Raw genomic sequence first — 405 nt, forward strand, 5'->3', positions numbered from 1 at the left:
CCCGGCCCCAGACCCAACCGACCGTCCATCGCCGCCAGGAAACCCGCGAACGCCCCGTGCGACACCACCACACCCTTCGGACGCCCCGTCGAACCCGACGTATGGATCACATACGCCGCCCCCTCCGGATCCACCGGCACGGACGGGGCCGGCTGCGCCGCGGCGATCCCGGCCGCGACCTCCGGGTCGTCGAGCAGCAGCACCGGCACCCCTCCCGGCACCGCCCGGGCAGTCTCCCCCACCGCGACCGTGCAGACCGGGCCGGCGTCCTCCACCATGAACGCCAGCCGCTCCGCCGGGAAACCCGGATCCAGCGGCAGATACCCCGCCCCCGACCGCAACACCGCCACCATCGCCACCACCAGGTCCACCGACCGCGGCAACGCCAACCCCACCCAACGACCC

At 74.3% G+C, this 405-nt stretch carries 1 protein-coding gene; it reads right to left on the reverse strand.

Annotated features, from left to right (window positions below; all coding sequences use genetic code 11):
- Positions 1 to 371, reverse strand: a 371-nt coding sequence (locus PUR61_RS01715; RefSeq protein ID WP_329874871.1) for an AMP-binding protein, incomplete at its 3' end; no start/stop codon positions are given.
- Positions 372 to 405: the final 34 nt, after the last annotated feature.

The organism is Streptomyces sp. BE20 (genome assembly GCF_036322525.1).
In the GTDB taxonomy this organism is placed as follows: domain Bacteria; phylum Actinomycetota; class Actinomycetes; order Streptomycetales; family Streptomycetaceae; genus Kitasatospora.